This is a genomic window from Pantoea sp. GW821-FHT03E06 (genome assembly GCF_059420725.1).
In genome coordinates, this window is the sequence record NZ_JBWKUG010000002.1 from 130,667 (window position 1) to 148,366 (window position 17,700).

General features: G+C 48.4%; 17 protein-coding genes and 1 pseudogene. 7 read left to right on the forward strand and 11 right to left on the reverse strand.

Going from position 1 to position 17,700, the window contains the following annotated elements; genetic code table 11:
• Positions 1–15: 15 nt before the first annotated feature.
• Complete coding sequence (locus AC07WB_RS20165) at positions 16–1,410, forward strand: glycoside hydrolase family 1 protein (RefSeq protein ID WP_494941144.1); 1,395 nt, start codon at positions 16–18, stop codon at positions 1,408–1,410.
• A gap of 79 nt (positions 1,411–1,489) precedes the next feature.
• Here AC07WB_RS20165 and licT read toward each other — a convergent pair whose 3' ends face one another.
• On the reverse strand, positions 1,490–2,353 hold the full coding sequence (licT, locus tag AC07WB_RS20170; protein WP_494941145.1) for a BglG family transcription antiterminator LicT: 864 nt from the start codon (positions 2,351–2,353) through the stop codon (positions 1,490–1,492).
• A gap of 294 nt (positions 2,354–2,647) precedes the next feature.
• On the opposite strand from licT, the gene fliD reads away from it, so the two are divergent.
• Complete coding sequence (gene fliD, locus AC07WB_RS20175) at positions 2,648–4,060, forward strand: flagellar filament capping protein FliD (RefSeq protein WP_494941146.1); 1,413 nt, start codon at positions 2,648–2,650, stop codon at positions 4,058–4,060.
• Positions 4,061–4,260: 200 nt separating this feature from the next.
• Here the strand turns inward: fliD and AC07WB_RS20180 are convergent, their stop codons facing one another.
• Together AC07WB_RS20180 and AC07WB_RS20185 are read right to left on the reverse strand one after the other, a co-directional pair.
• Positions 4,261–4,752, reverse strand: coding sequence for a hypothetical protein (locus AC07WB_RS20180; protein ID WP_494941147.1), 492 nt, complete (start codon positions 4,750–4,752; stop codon positions 4,261–4,263).
• 143 nt (positions 4,753–4,895) lie between these two features.
• A pseudogene (locus AC07WB_RS20185) lies at positions 4,896–5,099 on the reverse strand (transposase); the annotation flags it as partial.
• Between the two features lie 194 nt (positions 5,100–5,293).
• Between AC07WB_RS20185 and AC07WB_RS20190 the strand changes: the two are divergent.
• Positions 5,294–5,650 (forward strand): nuclear transport factor 2 family protein, encoded by a 357-nt coding sequence (locus AC07WB_RS20190; RefSeq protein WP_494941148.1) that lies wholly within the window; start codon positions 5,294–5,296, stop codon positions 5,648–5,650.
• 241 nt (positions 5,651–5,891) lie between these two features.
• On the forward strand, positions 5,892–6,287 hold the full coding sequence (locus tag AC07WB_RS20195) for a VOC family protein (protein ID WP_494941149.1): 396 nt from the start codon (positions 5,892–5,894) through the stop codon (positions 6,285–6,287).
• A gap of 102 nt (positions 6,288–6,389) precedes the next feature.
• On the opposite strand, the gene AC07WB_RS20200 is transcribed toward AC07WB_RS20195, so the two are convergent.
• From AC07WB_RS20200 to AC07WB_RS20215, 4 genes are all read right to left on the reverse strand, one after another.
• Positions 6,390–6,665: a putative quinol monooxygenase gene (locus tag AC07WB_RS20200; protein WP_494941150.1), complete on the reverse strand. Its 276-nt coding sequence runs from the start codon at positions 6,663–6,665 to the stop codon at positions 6,390–6,392.
• Between the two features lie 172 nt (positions 6,666–6,837).
• Positions 6,838–7,869: a methionine synthase gene (locus AC07WB_RS20205; protein WP_494941151.1), complete on the reverse strand. Its 1,032-nt coding sequence runs from the start codon at positions 7,867–7,869 to the stop codon at positions 6,838–6,840.
• A 25-nt stretch (positions 7,870–7,894) separates the two neighbouring features.
• Complete coding sequence (locus tag AC07WB_RS20210) at positions 7,895–8,878, reverse strand: DUF1852 domain-containing protein (RefSeq protein WP_345830172.1); 984 nt, start codon at positions 8,876–8,878, stop codon at positions 7,895–7,897.
• Between the two features lie 408 nt (positions 8,879–9,286).
• On the reverse strand, positions 9,287–9,613 hold the full coding sequence (locus AC07WB_RS20215) for a gamma-glutamylcyclotransferase family protein (protein ID WP_097098315.1): 327 nt from the start codon (positions 9,611–9,613) through the stop codon (positions 9,287–9,289).
• 290 nt (positions 9,614–9,903) lie between these two features.
• Between AC07WB_RS20215 and eptB the strand changes: the two genes are divergently transcribed.
• Together eptB and AC07WB_RS20225 are read left to right on the forward strand one after the other, a co-directional pair.
• Positions 9,904–11,562, forward strand: a complete 1,659-nt coding sequence (gene eptB, locus AC07WB_RS20220) for a kdo(2)-lipid A phosphoethanolamine 7''-transferase (protein ID WP_494941152.1) — start codon at positions 9,904–9,906, stop codon at positions 11,560–11,562.
• A 139-nt stretch (positions 11,563–11,701) separates the two neighbouring features.
• Positions 11,702–12,241: a DUF2058 domain-containing protein gene (locus AC07WB_RS20225; RefSeq protein WP_494941442.1), complete on the forward strand. Its 540-nt coding sequence runs from the start codon at positions 11,702–11,704 to the stop codon at positions 12,239–12,241.
• 25 nt (positions 12,242–12,266) lie between these two features.
• On the opposite strand, the gene AC07WB_RS20230 is transcribed toward AC07WB_RS20225, so the two are convergent.
• Entirely contained in the window at positions 12,267–12,965 is a 699-nt protein-coding gene (locus AC07WB_RS20230) for an RluA family pseudouridine synthase (RefSeq protein WP_494941153.1), read from the reverse strand.
• 192 nt (positions 12,966–13,157) lie between these two features.
• Here AC07WB_RS20230 and AC07WB_RS20235 point away from each other — a divergent pair, with 192 nt between their 5' ends.
• A complete protein-coding gene (locus AC07WB_RS20235; RefSeq protein ID WP_097098319.1) occupies positions 13,158–13,634 on the forward strand; it encodes a cold-shock protein in 477 nt (158 codons plus the stop codon).
• Positions 13,635–13,704: 70 nt separating this feature from the next.
• Here AC07WB_RS20235 and AC07WB_RS20240 read toward each other — a convergent pair whose 3' ends face one another.
• Genes AC07WB_RS20240 through glgX form a run of 3 tightly spaced genes read right to left on the reverse strand, consistent with a single transcriptional unit; the run spans position 13,705 to position 17,669 of the window.
• Complete coding sequence (locus AC07WB_RS20240) at positions 13,705–15,348, reverse strand: methyl-accepting chemotaxis protein (RefSeq protein WP_494941154.1); 1,644 nt, start codon at positions 15,346–15,348, stop codon at positions 13,705–13,707.
• A gap of 10 nt (positions 15,349–15,358) precedes the next feature.
• Complete coding sequence (locus AC07WB_RS20245; protein ID WP_494941155.1) at positions 15,359–15,574, reverse strand: hypothetical protein; 216 nt, start codon at positions 15,572–15,574, stop codon at positions 15,359–15,361.
• 19 nt (positions 15,575–15,593) lie between these two features.
• Positions 15,594–17,669, reverse strand: coding sequence for a glycogen debranching protein GlgX (glgX, locus tag AC07WB_RS20250; protein WP_097098321.1), 2,076 nt, complete (start codon positions 17,667–17,669; stop codon positions 15,594–15,596).
• Positions 17,670–17,700: the final 31 nt, after the last annotated feature.

Sequence of the window (17,700 nt, forward strand, 5' to 3'; positions counted from 1 at the left end):
CGAAGGAGCAAGCAGATGACTAAACGTTTTCCGGATGGATTTTTATGGGGTGGCGCCGTTGCCGCCAATCAGGTTGAAGGCGCTTATCGTGAAGGTGGCAAAGGCTTATCAACTTCCGATCTGCAGCCTAAAGGCATTTTTGGTGCGCGCGTTGAGCGCAGCGGTGATGACTTTGGCATTAAAGATACCGCCATCGATTTCTACCACCGCTTCCCGGAAGATATCAAATTGTTCGCGGAAATGGGCTTTACCGTATTGCGCACTTCCATTGCCTGGACGCGCATTTTCCCACAGGGCGATGAAGCAGAGCCGAATGAAGCGGGCCTGGCCTATTACGATCGCCTGTTTGATGAGATGGCGAAATATAACATCACCCCACTAGTGACGTTGTCACATTATGAAATGCCGTACGGCCTGGTGAAGCAGTATGGTGGCTGGGGGAACCGCATTACTATCGATTGTTTTGAGCGCTATGCGCGTGCGGTGTTCACCCGCTTCCAGCACAAGGTGAAACTGTGGCTGACCTTTAATGAGATCAATATGTCGCTACACGCGCCGTTTACCGGCGTGGGTCTGCCTGAAGAGAGCGATCGGCAGGCGATTTATCAGGCCATCCATCATCAGCTGGTGGCGAGTGGCCGCGCGGTGAAAGCTTGTCATGAGATTGTTAAGGACGGCAAAATCGGCAACATGCTGCTTGGCGCGCTGCTTTATCCGCTGAGTTGCCGTCCAGCGGACGTGCTGGAAACCCTGCAGCAAAACCGCGAGTGGCTGTTCTTTGGCGATGTACAGGTGCGCGGCGCGTATCCCGCTTATATGAAGCGTTTCTTTGCCGACCGCGGTATTTCAATCACCATAACTGAAGCAGACAAGCGTGACCTGCAACATACCGTCGATTACATCTCCTTCAGTTATTACATGACCGGCTGCGTCACCACCAATGAAGAGGATAACCAGAAAGCGCGCGGCAATATTCTCTCGATGGTGCCAAACCCGCATTTGCCGAGTTCCGAATGGGGTTGGCAGATCGATCCAGAAGGGCTGCGCATTTTGCTGAATATGCTGTATGACCGTTATCAGAAGCCGTTGTTTATCGTGGAAAACGGGTTGGGCGCCAAAGATGTGGTAGCGGCGGATGGCAGCATTGAGGATGATTACCGCATTCAGTATCTCAACGATCATCTGGTGCAGGTGCGGGAAGCCATTGAAGATGGTGTTGACGTGCTGGGTTATACCTGCTGGGGACCAATTGACCTGGTTAGCGCGTCTAAAGCGGAGTTTTCAAAACGCTACGGCTTTATTTATGTTGATCGTGATGATGCGGGCAACGGTAGCCTGGCGCGCTCGCGCAAGAAAAGCTTCTTCTGGTATCAGGATGTGATTCGTAGCCACGGTGAAGCGCTGAAATAAAGTGGGTAGTCGCCATAAACCCGGTGCGCATGAATGCGCACCCTACGAAAACCTCGCCTCACAATAGTAGGGTCGCCACTTAAGCTTCGTCGGCATCTTCCTGCAACGCCAGCGTCTCTTTACGCACTCGTTCAACATGAATTGTCAGAAACATGCGTTCTTCGCTGGAGAGCGCATACAGATATTTCTGCTGAATATGCTTATCGATCTTCACCGCACATTGATAGGCGAGTGGGTATTTGTCGCGCACCACATCATGCAGTGATTCATCTTCACTACACACGCCGCGCTTGCCCAGCATGCGCTGGGCGAAGAATTTCAAATGGTTGACGAAACGGTTATAGCTGAGGCTGTCGGTGCGGTAATCAAGCTGCAGTCGATATTTTACAATATGCAGGATCTCCTGCATAAATTGCGTCACGTGCGACACATCGGTGAAGTCGCTGCCGAGTTGCGCATTCACCAGATGCAGGGCAATAAACCCGGCTTCATCCTCTGGCAATTCCACACCCAGCCGCTGTTGAATCAGCGCCAGCGCCGCTACGCCAAGGGAAAATTCCTTTGGATAAAGGGTTTTAATTTCCCACTTCAGCACGTTGCGAATGGCAATGCCTTGCTGATGACGCTCAATTGCAAAGTGGCAGTGATCGCAGAGTGCGATGGAGATACTTTCATGCAGCGGCTGGCCAAGCTGTTGACGCGCATTAGCGATGATCAGCTCGCTGGTGGTGATCACCTCAAGCGGGATGTCTGAAAGCAGCTCGCTGAGCCTGCCCGTTAAGGCGTCGCTTTGCAAAGCGAACACTTTCTCAATCTGCTCCGCATCTAACTCATCACCTACGCGTTTCTGAAACGCCAAACCGCGTCCCATCACCACCTGCTCTTTACCGTGGTCGCCCAGCACCACCGCAACGTTGTTATTGAGGATTTTCGCGATTTTCATTGTCATCAGCCCTGAAAAATAAAAAACCCGACCCACCGGGAGGACGGCGTGTCAGGTTTTGCCTGCGCTAAGCGTAGTAACAATCCCGCGAGATCATAATCGGCCTGGGTTTAGCGACAAGCACAGCGACAACTAAATGTGAGTTACATCATGTTTTCTCAGTGATGGCGTTATCCGGCGATCGTATTGATTTTACAACCGTAAGGATATTGTAAGGATTTGATCAGCTTTATTTAAAGTTTGCGTTAAGGCTGCCGATAGTACCGTAACGTTAAATTAACAGGAGTTGCGTACATGACTGGGATTTCAACTTTAGGCGTCGGTTCAGGATTGGGTTTGAGCACCATCCTCGACAAATTGACTGCAGCAGAAAAACAATCGCTGGCACCCATTTCAAAACAACAATCCGCCGCGACCGCAAAATTATCCGCTTACGGCACGCTGAAAACCGCGATTCAAACTTTCCAGACGGCGAACAGTAAGTTAAACGATGCCGCGCTCTACACCGCTACAACGACCACCTCCAGCTCCACCGCATTCAGTGCTGATACCAACGGCAATGCGCTGCCGGGCAAATACACCATTAGCGTGCAGCATCTGGCGCAATCGCAGACGCTAACCAGCGCCGCGCAAACCGATATTAAAGCGGCGATTGGCAGCGATGCAGCCTCAAGAACCATGAAGTTTGTCACCGCCGATGGCAAAGAGAAGAGCATCACGCTGAGCAAAGATCAGACGTCGCTCTCATCTATTCGTGACACCATTAACAAATCTAACGTAGGCGTCGCCGCCAGCCTGATTAAGGTATCGGCGACCGAATACCGTTTGTCTCTGAGCTCAACGGCATCGGGCACGGCGAATGCTGTGAAATCGCTGAGCGTCACCGGTGATGACACTTTGCACGGCTTTATCGGTTTCGATGCAGCTGATACGGCAAACAGCGGAATGACGCAGAGCGTTGCCGCGCAGAATGCCAGCCTGACCGTAAATAATGTGGCGATTGAGAGCAGCAGCAATACCATCACTGATGCGGTGGAAGGGATTACGCTGCGGTTGAATGATGAAACCACGGGTAATCAAACCCTGACGGTGAGCAGCGATACCAATAAAGCCAAAACGGCCATTACCGAGTGGGTGAATGCTTATAACTCGCTGCAGGATACGATGGCAGGCCTGACGAAATATACCGCAGTGGATGCAGGTAAAGATCCAGACAGCAAAAACGGTGCGCTGCTGGGTGATGGCACGCTGCGCAATATTCAGGTGCAGATGAAAAGCATTTTGGCGAATACGTCTGGCTCGAATGTGTACAAGACCTTATCGCAGGCGGGCATCACCACCGATCCAACGGACGGTAAACTGAAACTGGATGCCAATAAACTCACCAGTAGCCTGCAAGTGAAACCGGATGCGGTGCGTGACATGTTCACGGGCGATGGCAAGAAAACCGGCGTTTCAACGGTGCTGAATACCACGTTCACGGCATTCCTCAGCAGTAAAGGCGTACTGCAGGGCGCGACGGATACCATCAGCAAAAAACTCAACACGTTAACCGAGCAATACAACACCGCCAGTAAACGCATTGATGACACGATTGCGCGCTATAAAAAGCAGTTCACCAACCTGGATAAGATGGTTAGCGTGTTGAATAACACCAGCAATTATCTCACCGAGCAGTTCAGCACCACGTCGAAGAATAACAAGTGATGTGAGCGGAGTGGGTAAGGTTTGCGGAGAGTCGCCATTTATGGCGACTTTTTGGTTTTCGGGTGGTGCGGGAGGTGACTTAGAGTGATTGTCTGCTTGGTGCCAGGAGCGGAAGTATACTTCACTTGCTGAAAACTGTATGAGCTATGCGTGGACACAAGCACCCGATAGTTTATTAGAACATCAGCCTGAATTATCATTCATTGGCAATATTTTTTGTTAAGCTCATTAAATGACTTCACCTGCAAGTAATACTCATAAGCTAAGTATTTATCATCAATCGTGTATGCAATGGGACGGCGTGAGTATTTAACATTCAATATCAAGTGATGTGGCTCTGCAGAGATAAACCTAGCGCCTATTTTTTGATTGATTTTTGTTCGGCCAGAAATGATTCCGCACACATAACTCGCCCCCTCAAAGTGATGAGTGCTCATTTCGGAGAATGATATTGGCTTCGAAAAATCAATATCGCTATCGCAAAAACCTAACATCATTTTCTTATTATTTTCATTAGAAGGATCTTTTGCTAAAAAACCTTTGAATAAATCACAATTTGCCGATGAACTCGCTACTTTTTTAAGAAAGTTAATAACATATGGCTGAATTTGTTTGTGCTGAATATTTTCTTGACCATACGAAACTGGAACTATAGTTAACAGAAGCAACGCTGATAAAACCAAACTTCTCATGAGCCTTCCTTCGTGAATGGATGTCCATGTTACATCGGCAAAAAAATACCTAACTTTAATGACCTGTAATTTTCAACCACATTAGACGCTTAAATCACCTTGTGGTGCAATCAATAGCAATCTGTCCGCTATTCGCTGTGAGTTCAACTGATGGATGCAACACACTGATTGAAGCATTCTGCGGGTGATTCATAGTCTGGTGTTTTTCTCGGCCTCTCGTTGAGCTGTCTGACAACAATGTTTAGTCTTTGCTGGCTGTGAACCGGTAAGTCAGTTCCTTTTGGAAAATACTGTCTAAGCAATTTGTTCGTATTTTCATTTGAGCCGTGTTGCCAGGGAGATTGAGGTGACATGCTCCCAATTGTTTGACTCACGGAATTGCTAGCAAGAACCATAGATACTCAATGACAAAAGTCTGCTGTTCGCTCATAGCAGACTTCTTATTCCTCGGGCTTGGCCCCTTCGCGCCAGAAGCAGAAGTAGCATATGCACTGTTATGGTAAGTTTGAAGGTCTGGCATGCTCACTTGAGGATAAGCAGGATGCTTCTGGAAAAACTCAGATTGCTTGAGTGCAGCCTTCATGGCGACAAGCGCAACGATCGGGAGTGGCTTGAGTTGATTCTTCATCCTGAATTCCGTGAAATCACCATGTCAGGGGTGTTGGTTGACCGTACAGAGACCATTTCATCGCTGTTAAGTGAGAAGACTGCGTCGTATATTCTCAGTAGCGATTTCCGGCTCACCGAAATGGGGTGTGGCTGCGCGATACTTTATTATCAGACGTCTTACGCTGATGGCAGCCGTCCTGCATTGCGTTCTTCTTACTGGCTTTATTCAGATAAAGGTCAGTGGACTCTGCTTTTTCACCAGGGAACGCCGGCAGCAAGCACTGCATAGGTTCCCGGATGAGGGATATATTTACTGTGGTAGTACTACCCTGTGATCATGTTTTTGACGTCCCCAAATTGCTCAAAGCAGGCCTATCGCCTCTTTAGCATGGCAATTTAATCCAAAATACGAAAATCCACAGCCTTTGCTAGCGACGACACACTTCACTCATTGCAACTACACTTACATCCTGATTCTATGTTAAGAAAGTGTATCGGGTTGTTTTCCCTATCATCTGAAGGAGCAGAAAATGAGAACACAGAAGCGATGCATGGGATATGTGGCCGTGGTGGTAGACGACTATGATCGTGCGATTGAATATTACACGGACAAGCTAGGTTTTACGCTTGTTGAAGACACTCCGCAGCCAGGAAAACGCTGGGTGGTGGTCACACCTAACCCAGAAAGCGACTGCAATATTCTTCTGGCGCAAGCCTCCAACGAAAAGCAGGAAGCATTTATCGGCAATCAGTGCGGCGGAAGAGTGTTTTTGTTTCTACAGAGCGATGATTTCTGGCGTGACTACCATGCTATGAAGGCAAAGGGAGTGAATTTCTGTCAGGAACCGCGAGTAGAAGAGTATGGGACGGTCGTGGTATTTGAGGATCTTTATGGCAATCGCTGGGATCTCTACCAGAACGCTTAATCTTGCAGCCGATCGCCGATTAATTTATTCACAGCTTAAAGATGTTATGAATGTAATGCAGTGAAGTGCTGCATTAATTTTATAGCAACATTACTAATATACTTATTCGATCTCATAAATTTTATACTCGCGGGCGATGGCGCGGGTTTCTTTTCCCCAGGCTGATGCTTTAGTTCTTTCCTGATGAATAGTAAATGTATTCTTATTTGTGAAGAGCTCTTCAACTTGCCAAATAAGCGGATCTGCAGTCTCTGTTACTTCAAAAGAGAGACATCCCGCTTCCTCTCGGGTGAGTCTTTTGTGTTCTGGGAGAAACTGGCGAACAAGTTCCGCCTCCTCAATCTGCTTGCATACTAAACGACCCGTCAGTTTGATCATTTTCATCCCTATTTTATGAGTGCTTTATACGTATTTATGGCGAAAAGTTGAGAAGAGTGGAAAGGCATCTGATTCGGAATGTAGACGTCAGTTTTAATGCTAAGTCTGGGTTGGCGATTGAATAATACACACAACCCAGACTGCTTTACTTAGAATAACTTACTTTTTGCAGTTATTTAGCCAGGAGCTCTTTACGGACGATTTCTGCACCGGCACTTAATGCATCTAACTTGCCTTTTGCAACGCCGCGAGGCAATGGAATCATGCCGCAGTTGGTGCAAGGATAGAGCTTATCGGCATCAACAAACTGCAGTGCTTTGCGAAGCGTGGCGGCCACTTCTTCGGGGGTCTCAATGGTATTGCTTGCCACGTCAATCGCGCCGACCATTACCTTTTTCCCGCGAATAAGCTCCATAAGCTCCATTGGAACGTGAGAATTATGACATTCCAGTGAAATGATATCGATATTAGACTTTTGCAGTTTTGGGAAAATCTCTTCGTATTGACGCCACTCGTTGCCGAGTGTTTTTTTCCAATCTGTATTAGCTTTAATGCCATAACCGTAGCAAATATGCACAGCCGTTTCGCATTTTAGCCCTTCAATAGCTCTTTCGAGTGTGGCAATGCCCCAATCATTTACTTCGTCAAAGAAGACGTTAAATGCAGGCTCATCAAACTGGATAATATCAACACCCACCGCTTCCAACTCTTTAGCTTCTTCATTAAGAATTTTGGCGAATTCCCAGGCGAGTTTTTCGCGGCTTTTATAGTGGTTGTCATAAAGCGTATCGATCATCGTCATCGGCCCCGGCAAGGCCCATTTAATCGGACGGTCAGTTTGCTGACGCAAAAATTTCGCATCTTCAACAAACACAGACTTTTGGCGACTGACTGGGCCCACCACGGTCGGTACGCTTGCATCATAGCGATCGCGAATTTTAACGATTTCACGTTTTTCGAAATCAACGCCGTTGAGGTGTTCGATAAAGGTCGTGACAAAATGTTGGCGCGTCTGCTCGCCATCACTGACAATATCAATACCGGCCTGCTGTTGATCTTCCAGGCATAAACGCAGCGCATCTTGTTTGCCGTCGGTTAATTCCTGATCTTGCAATTTCCATGGTGACCAAAGTACCTCCGGTTGAGCAAGCCAGGAGGGTTTCGGTAAACTGCCGGCAGTAGAAGTCGGTAATAATTTTTTCATCGCAGGTGACCTTATTTTTGGTTAATCAAAGAACGGAATTAGCAGACCATTGCTCAAGAATAGTTTGGAAAGGTTTAATGAATTTCTCTTCAGTAAACTTTCCCTGCTCAATGGCTAATTGGCTACGTTCTTCGCGATCGTAAACAATTCGAGTTAAAGAATAATCCTGCTGATTCAAGCTAGGTTGATAGCATTTTCCTGCTGCCGAATTCGCATTGTAAATCTCAGGACGGTAAATTTTCTGGAAGGTTTCCATGGTACTGATGGTACTAATCAGTTCAAGATTCGTGTAATCGCTGAGCAAATCACCCGTGAAGTAGAAAGCCAAAGGCGCAACGCTATTGGCAGGCATGAAGTAACGCGCCTCTAATCCCATCTTATTGAAATAGTGATCGGTCAATGAAGCTTCATCTTGCTTATACTCGATACCCAATACTGGATGCTCATTGCCAGTGCGATGATAAACATTTTTACTTGAAACACTGAGGCAGATAACAGGCGATTTCTTGAAGTTGTCTTTATAGATGTCTGAGTTGACAAACTGCTTGAATATGTTGCCGTGTAGATCACCAAAATTATCGGGGATAGTAAACTGGTTTTTATCTTTATTGTGCAGTGACAGTAATACGCTAAAATCATAATCCCGCACGTAAGAGGAGAAGTTATTGCCTACAATACCTTCAATGCGCTCATTGGTTTTTTTATCAATGATATTTGTTTTTAATATTTCGATCACTGGGAAGGCATTGCCACTGCCTTCATTTTCAATGTTCAATTCAACGGAAATAATGTCCAGCTCGACCGCATAACGATCGCTTTTCGGGTTGTCCCAATGTGCCAGAGAATTGAAACGGTTATCAATCATCACTAAGGCGTTGCGCAGGTTCTCCTGGCGTTTTTCACCACGGGCCAAATTGGCAAAATTAGTGGTAATGCGCGTGCTTTGAGAGGGGTTATAGTTCTCGTCAAAGCGTAAGCTTTTAATTTTGAAGGTAAATTTATTATTCATTTTCGTTTGCTTCCTAACTTCTGGCCTAAAAACTGGATTTGGTGCTTGCTTAACAGGAACGTCCAATGTTCTTTACTGGTTTTCCCACTTAGTATTCTTCACATTGATAAAAATCAATGATACGTCACATTTTATGCCTGAGTAGCTGAATGAGGAAAAGTGATTTAATTTCAACGAACATGAACGATTTTCATGATGATGTGTTGGGTGAGGAGAGAAGAGGCAGAATATGCCTCAGTCACAGCTTGCCGATAGAAAAATTCTTTAGATATTTTAAGGGGTTGTTATCAGTTTCCGCTAGCGAAGATGAAGGCTGCCGGTTTGAGCTATGCTCGTTTTCAACACTGCAGAACTTTCATCATCAGGCATAATCGACGCTCACAGATCTGGAAGCTATGGATTCAAAAGCTAGTCTTTGATCATGTAAATATATGATTTGACAGTTAAACCATCGTTAGTCACCACGTCTACTTTAACGCGCGCATATTCATGCCCTTCAAATTCATCAAGTATCTGCCAATGGTTCGCCAGATTTTCAGAGGTGAATAAAAATCCGTCAACACGATTACCTGAATTATCCAGAATGATACCCGGATAGCCCATTTCGGCACCCCATCCTTTCTCCTGAAGAGAACCGCTCACATGTCCTTCCTGCCAGCTGCCACCGATATTTTCCAGGATATGAGCATTCGGTCGGCCCGGTCCTAATGTGCCGTAAACAAACAGACTTTCCATTTTTCCTCCATGCCAAAAGGCTCACAATAGGGTTTGTTAATCTATGATTACTCAGTATTTTTAACATAAATGAAACAAGGTTAACAACCACAGCGGAGCGACTGCTAATATCGAAAGGTAGCTGAAAGGTTTCTGGCCTACACGCCATACCACACTCACAACATATTGTTACATTATAACATGCTCATTCTTCTTGCTAGATTGAACCCATTCTCAACCTCGTCGTCTCAGCAGTGGCACGCTTTTTACAGGGAACGAATTAATCTAGTTACACTAATAATGAGGCAAAGATGTTTAAACGGGGTTGGCTTGAGCAATTTTACGTACCGGGATGGGTATCGTTGTATGTCGGCATTATACTTAATATTCCTATTTTCATTCGTCGATATCATCAACTGCAATTTGATAATATTCTGTCGGTCATCATTGAGATTGTCGCAGCATTTTGTTTAGTGGTATTTTTAACCTTATTAATGTCATTAACCGGCAAGATAATCTCTCGTCTATTAATGACGCTGCTGGTGATATTTTCTAGTGCAGCCAGCTATTACATGATCTTTTTTAATATTGATATTGGCTATGGGATTATTGCTGCAGTGCTGGCGACGGATTCAATTGATCTCTCAAAGGAATCCATTGGCTGGCATGTCATGCTGTGGCTGGTGGTGGTCAATATTATTCCGTTATGGCTGATTTGGCGTGGATTACGCACCAGGTCAGTTAGCAGGATTAATAAAAAACAGTACTGGTCTTATAAAACCGTTGCCATCCTGGTTGCTGCAATGGGTTGTTGGTTACCGCTCAACCTGATGGGTAAAATGCAAAATGAGCAAGACAAACACAACAATCGCATGATGGCCAGCTATGGCGGTATCGTGGCCGGGACCTATTCTCCTTCCAATTGGTTATCAGGCGTGGGATTACTGGCTTACAGTTCATACAGCCAGGCGGAAGATAATCGGAATCTTTACGATCCAACGGATCATTACCGCTATAACCCGCCTAAGGATGCTGACAACCTCTATATCGTATTCGTCATTGGTGAGAGCGCACGCCGCGATCATATGGGCCTTTACGGTTATGAGCGTGACAACACGCCTTATCTCGACCATGAAAAAAATCTGGTTCACCTGCAGGGCTATTCCTGTGACACCTCAACTAAACTTTCACTGCGCTGCATGTTTGTGCGCGAAGGCGGAGCGTCTGAAGCACCGCAGCGTACACTGAAAGAGATGAACGTATTCACGGTAATGAAGAAACAGGGCTTTTCTGAAGAGCTCTATTCTATGCAGAGTGAAGCCTGGTTCTATAACAAAGTCATGGCAGATAGCTATGCATTACGGGAATCAATTCAGGCGGAAAAACGCCATGTGGGGCAACCAGTTGATGATATGGCTTTAGTCACGGAGCTTCAGGATTCTATTCAGCGCCATCCTCAAGGCAAGCACATCATTATTCTGCATACTAAAGGATCGCACTATCTTTATACGGAACGTTATCCCCGGGCATTTGCGCGTTATCAACCGGAGTGCCAGGGTATTGATGATGCATGCAGTACGCAGGAGATGATTAATTCGTATGACAATAGTCTTTTGTATACTGATTACTTTCTTAAGCAGACGTTTGATAGCCTGAAAAATAAAAATGCCATTGTATTTTATGCCTCCGATCATGGTGAATCGATTTCCGAGAATCTGCATTTCCATGGCACGCCGCGTGACCATGCACCTATGGCGCAGCGAACCATTCCCATTATGGTCTGGGCCTCGGATAAATTCCTGAGTAACAAGGACAATAAAGCCTCATTCGAACAATTAGAGCAGCTGCAAAATAATAAAACGCCGGTGTTTCACGAGAAGCTGTTCGACACTATTTTAGGATGCTCTGGCTTTACTTCTCCCGATGGCGGCATTAACCCGGCGAGAAACTGGTGCGCCCATACGGAATAATGGCTATTAGTATATAGCGTGAATGATTGAGGGGGGAGAGTGGATCTCATCGCTTCCCCTCCTATCGTCACCAGGCTGGCACAGCCGCGGACAATCCAGCTATAATCCCCCAAATTCTTCAACCGGTTCAGACATAACAATGGCAAAACTCACCTTACAAGAGCAGATGCTCAAAGCTGGATTAGTAACCAGCAAAAAGATGGATAAAGTGCAAAGAACGGCTAAAAAGTCACGCGTTCAGGCGCGTGAGGCAAGAGCCGCGGTGGAAGAGAATAAAAAAGCCCAGCTTGAACGTGACAAGCAGCTCAGTGAGCAGCAGAAACAGGCAACGTTATCGAAAGAGTACAAAGCTCAGGTAAAGCAGCTGATTGAAATGAATAAAATCGATATTTCTAAAGGAAATATTGGCTTTAACTTCACTGATAATAATGTAATTAAAAAAATAGACGTGGATAAGCTGACACAATCCCAGCTGATCAACGGTCGCCTCGCCATTGCGCGTTTGGCCACCGATAATAATGGTGAGAGTGAATACGCGATTATTCCCGCGAGCGTGGCCGATAAAATTGCCCAGCGCGATGCCAATAGTATTGTCTTAAACAGCGCCCTGAGTCAGGAAGAGCAGGATGAAGACGATCCCTACGCTGATTTTAAAGTGCCTGATGATCTGATGTGGTAATCCACGCTATTGAGCGTTTGGCCGTTCAGAACGGGCAGGGGCTGCATGCTTTTATCCACTCTTCACTGACGGGATGAACAAAATGCAGCTCGCTAGCATGCAGCATCAGCCGCGGCGTCCGTTCTTTGCCAGGCAGCAGCAGACCGCCATACAGGTCACAGCCTAAAATAGGATGGCCCAACTGCTGACAGTGAATGCGCAGCTGATGAGTGCGACCTGTTTCGGGCGTTAACGCTACGCGCGATAACGGCAGTAACGCGCCATCTTCCAACGCATGCTGAAAACGCTCAATCACGCGATAGCGCGAACGAGCGGGCTTACCGTGGATGGGGCAAATCGACATCAGTGGAAACAACGCGGGATCTTTGGCAATCGCCGCGTCTATCACGCCGTCATTTTGTTGCAGATGCCCACACAGCAGCGCGCGGTATACCTTGGTTACGTTGCGCTGGCTAAACTGCTGGCAGAGTGCCGCGTTAATGGCTTTATTGCGGGCAACCACCATTAAGCCGGAAGTACCGAAATCCAGGCGGTGAACCAAGGTGCAGCCAGGGAAAAGCTGTACCAGCCGATGATGCACTGAATCGAGATTTTGCGGATTTTTTCCCGAGAGGCTAAGCAAACCGGCGGGTTTATCGATCAGGACCAGATGCTCATCCTGATAAAGGATCTCAATTTGCTGATGGCACGGCGGGGCAATAAAGCTATCAAAAATCGTCGACATCATGCTGCCCGGAGCGAAAGTGGGAGCGGATGATAACCAATTTTCAGCCGACGCGCGAATCTGGTCGCGCCTCGCACACGCGAAATTTATCGTCCACACTTAAAGCGAAGAGATAGTTTGTGCAGGCGTTGTGCATTACACTGCGCGCTGAAAAAATTGCGTAGATAAACGATTAAGTAGGCGGTAACGGCGATGAAAGGAACGATCACAACTTGGTTTCAGGATAAAGGTTTTGGATTTCTCAAAGATGAAAATGGTGATAACCGCTATTTCCATGTGATTAAGGTCGCTAATCCTGATCTGATTAAAAAAGATGCGTCGGTAACCTTCGAACCCACAACCAATAACAAGGGCTTATCGGCTTATGCGGTGAAAGTCGTACCGGATAGCAAATATATCTTTATTGCCGGCGAGCGCCTGAAACTCACGTCGATAAAATCCTTCCTGGTGTATAGCGAAGAAGTGCCCGCTGATACCGGCATTGATAAAGAAAATCCCGTGCTGTCGGTGGGTATTCTGATGAATAGCATCAGGCCGAAAGCAGAGGATAAAAGTGGTGAAATGCGCTCGCTGAAAAAACTGGCGATCACCACTTTCCAGGGAACTACGTTAATTTTCTCAGAAGATGAGATTGACGTAGATGCCACGGTGAAAATGCTTAAGTTCTGATTTAGCCGGTTTTTATGCCAGGTGCGCACAAGTGCGCACCCTACAAAATCCAATGTATTCGCGCGTTTGCTTAAAAACTCTGCCAGTCAGCATCGTTCACTAGCGCCACGCGTGAGGGTTTAACCCGCGATGGCGCGCGCGAGGCCGCCGGCGGTTGACGGACGTCTGCCACTTCCGCGACGTGGAATTTACCCACCAGCTGATTAAGATTGCCCGCTTGTTCCTGCAGTGATTGCGAAGCGGCAGATGCCTCTTCCACCAGCGCGGCGTTCTGCTGCGTCACATCATCCATCTGATTCACCGCTTGCTGCACCTGCAAAATGCCCTGGCTCTGCTCAACGGCGGCTGCGGCAATCTCTCCCACCAGCTGGCTTACCTGATGAATGGCATCATTCATCACGCTCATATTGCGGCCGACGTCGCTGGCCTGCGCGGCACCCGCTTCGGTCAGGCGATGTGACTCTTCAATCAAGCTTTTAATTTCGCGGGCAGCCGTGGTGGATCGCTGCGATAAATTACGCACTTCACCGGCTACAACGGCAAAACCTTTCCCATGTTCACCCGCACGCGCGGCTTCTACCGCCGCGTTCAACGCCAGAATGTTGGTCTGGAAAGCGATGCCTTCAATAATGGAAACGATCTCCGTCACCTTACGTGAGCTGCCGCGAATATTGTCCATGGTTGAAAGCATGGTGGTGAGCGATTCGCTGCTTTTCTCAGACAAACCACTGGCATTAGCGGCAAGCTGGCTGGCCTGATGCGTGTTATCGGCGGTCTGACGCACGGTTTCACTCAGCTCGGTCATGCTGGCGGCAGTTTGCTCCAGTGATGCGGCTTGCTGCTCGGTACGTGAAGAGAGATCTTCATTGCCCGCAGATATCTGCACCGACGCACTGCTGACTGACTGCGACGCTTCACGCACCGATGACAGCGCATTCGAAACGCGATCCATCAGGATGTTGAAGGAGTGCGCCATGTTGCCCACTTCATCGCGGCGGCTTTCGTCGGCTTTCAAGGTGAGATCGAGGTTCTCGCTGGCGGTCATCATCACCTTACCCGCGGCAGACAAGCTGCGACGGATGCGTAATACGGTAAACAGGGACAGTAAACCAAATATCAATACGGTAGCGGCGACACCCGCAATGGTAGTCCACAGCACGAAGTGGAAGGTGCTGCGGTTGGTAGCACGCAGCTCATCGCCGATGGCGATATTCAACGCCAGCTGCTTTTGGTAATCCGCAATCAGTTGATGGATCGCAGCACCGATGCCGTTTTGCCCCTCAATCAGATCGAGGCTTATTTCATTTTGGTGAGCGCGCGAAGCGGCGAGAAATGCCGGCAACGTGGCGGTAACCTGTTGGATATTGCTATAAGCCAGCTCGGTTAAGTGCCGATCTTCGTCGTTGGAAATATCATTTGCCAGATAGTAATCAGTGAGTGATTTCAGTTCTGCCAGCTGTTTTTGGATATCACCCTCAACGGCAGGCATTTTGTTGTCCTCGGTCTGGCTTTTGTGTTTGTAAAGCGTGAGCGCCAGTTGATTACTGCCGTCAATCAGCTTGCCGAGATCTTTAATCGAGGGAATGGCGTTGGTTTGCACATATTCGAAACGGTCCTGGAAGCCAGAAAGCAGGGTGATGGCCAGCACAGCCTGCAGGATAATGGCGCCAAATAGCATGGAAAAGGTCAGAAACAAGCGTTGAGAGATGTTCATCTTATTATCCTTAATCTAAAAGCATCCCTGTGGATGCCGCGCAGGGAAGAGGGGGCAGATTAATAACCATCGGCAGATTAAGGAATTTAGTTAATTTATTTTTATCAGCGGGTGAATTTTCGTCGAGGGCGCATTTATGCGCTTCTGGAAAGAGGTCACCATAAATGGCGACCTTACGCGATGTTGTAGGGTGCGCATTTATGCGCACCAGGGAAGAGATCGCCATAAATGGCGACCCTGCGCGATTATGGTCTGCGGAATAGCGCCATACTGCGTCCTTCCAGTTCGAAATCCTTCTCTTTGGTAATCACCAGGCCCTTTTCAACGTTGTCGGACGTGCTGAGTTCCAGCACCCAGCCGCCTTCGCCGAACTGGGGAATGCGGAACGGCACGTTGCCTTCGTAAGGGTTAAACAGCATCAGCACGTCGTGCCAAATGCCTTCTTCTGGTTGCAGATCCGGTCGGCCAAGATAAACCCCGAGCGTGGTGCCATCATCCCATTGGTCGGCCTGCTGGAACCCGCCGCCGGCGTTAAACCATTTGATATCCATCCCGTCGCGCCAGCTTTCGCGACGCAGCAGCGGCTGTTTGGCGCGGAGCGCCAGCACCTGACGCGTGAAATCGCGCAGCGCATCGGCGGAAGGCGGCAGATTCTCCCAATGAAGCCAGGAGATTTCGCTGTCCTGACAATAGCCATTGTTGTTGCCGAGCTGACTGCGGCCAAACTCATCGCCCGCCAGCAGCATGGGCGTACCGTGTGAAAACAGCAGCGTCGCCAGGAAGTTGCGCTTCTGCCGCTCACGCACCGCGTTGATACCTTCATCATCGGTTGGGCCTTCAGCGCCATAATTGTACGAACGGTTCTCGTTGTGACCGTCGTTATTATCTTCGCCGTTGGCTTCATTGTGCTTCTCGTTGTATGAAACCAGGTCGTTCAGCGTGAAGCCATCGTGAGCGGTGAGGAAGTTAATGCTGGCCCACGGACGGCGACCGCGCTGATCGTAGAGATCGCCGGAACCCAGCAGGCGGGCAGCAAAATCATTGGTGACCATGTCACCTTTCCAGTATTCACGCACCGTATCGCGATACTTATCGTTCCACTCAGCCCAACCCGGCGGGAAGCCGCCAACCTGATAACCACCCGGGCCGATATCCCACGGCTCGCCAATCAGTTTCAATTTGGAAAGCACCGGGTCTTGCATAATGGCGTCGAAAAAGCCGCCGCGCTGATCAAAACCTTCGGGTTCACGTCCCAGCACGGTACCAAGATCGAAGCGGAAACCGTCAACGTGCATGGATTCGGCCCAGTAGCGCAGCGAATCCAGAATCATTTGCAGCACGCGCGGATGCGAAGTATTGACGGTATTGCCGGTGCCGGTGTCATTGATGTAGTAGCGATGCTGGTCCGGCAGCGTGCGGTAGTAGGAGTAGTTATCGATGCCTTTAAACGACAGGGTTGGCCCCAGTTCATTCCCTTCAGCCGTGTGGTTGTACACCACGTCCAGAATCACTTCGATACCGGCATCGTGGAAGGCGCGTACCATGTCACGGAAGCCCTGAATACCGCGCGGACCAAAGTAACGCGTGGCGGGAGCAAAAAAGGCCAGCGTGTTATAGCCCCAGAAGTTTTTCAGGCCGCGATCCAGCAAATGCTGATCGTCCGGGAAACCGTGCACCGGCAGCAGTTCAACCGTGGTCACGCCCAGGCTTTTGATGTAATCCACCGATGCCTGATTGCTTAAGCCGTCATAGGTACCGCGCATCTCGGCGGGAACCGCAGGATTAAGCTGGCTAAACCCTTTAACGTGCGCTTCGTAGATGACCGTTTTCGACCACGGAATGTTCGGTCGGTTGGCGTCCTGCCAGTCAAATTCGTTGGGATCGATCACGCGACATTTCGGCGTGAACGGCGCGCTATCACGCGTATCAAAACTTAAATCTTTGTCTTCATGCAGCAAATCATAGGCGAAGTGTGATTCATCCCACTGCAGTTCTCCCGCCAGTTCGCGCGCATAGGGATCGAGCAGCAGTTTGTTGGGATTAAAGCGATGGCCATTTTCCGGCTCGTACGGGCCATGCACGCGATAACCGTACAGCGCACCCGGCTGCAAGCCGGGAATATAGCCATGCCACACTTCATGGGTGTATTCAGGGAGATCGAAGCGGGCAATTTCATTCTCGCCGCTTTCATCGTACAAGCAGAGTTCCACGCGCTCTGCGCAGGCCGAAAAGAGGGCAAAATTCACCCCCTCGCCATCAAAGTTAGCGCCAAGCACTTGTCCCGAACCTGCTGTAATTTCTGTAGGCTTACCATTTTCCATCTTTATTCCCTCAAACAGCGTTAACAGGCAA